Source organism: Desulfovibrio sp. OH1186_COT-070, from assembly GCF_003860215.1.
Lineage (GTDB): Bacteria > Desulfobacterota > Desulfovibrionia > Desulfovibrionales > Desulfovibrionaceae > Desulfovibrio.
The window spans coordinates 1-387 of the sequence record NZ_RQYH01000200.1; the positions used below are offsets into that span (position 1 = coordinate 1).

Here is a 387-nt window from a genome sequence, read left to right on the forward strand (position 1 = left end):
TTGTAAAATTATTTGTAATCTTCTGATACTCGGACTTATTCACATACCTTAGCACTATCCATATTGCAAATGAAAAACATAAAACTAAGCCAATTATTATCATTTTCTTATTCTTCGTATAATTTACCTCTCCTCAAATTCATTCTTCGACTACACTTTTGTGAGATATCCTCATCATGAGTGACCAGTATGATCGTAGTTTTTAATTTATGATTCAAACTTTTTAGCAAATCCATAATACTGTCACTGGTGGATTCATCCAGATTACCGGTCGGTTCATCTGCAATCAGCACCTTAGGTGAAATAGATAACGCTCTGGCAATTGCTACCCTTTGTTGCTGTCCACCGGATAGTTCATGCACCTTTGCTTTTTCTCTTCCTTCCAAC

At 35.7% G+C, this 387-nt stretch carries 1 protein-coding gene; it reads right to left on the reverse strand.

Annotated elements, in window-relative coordinates; translation table 11 throughout:
* Positions 1–107: 107 nt before the first annotated feature.
* Positions 108–387, reverse strand: a 280-nt coding sequence (locus EII23_RS12510; protein ID WP_124793573.1) for an ATP-binding cassette domain-containing protein, incomplete at its 5' end; no start/stop codon positions are given.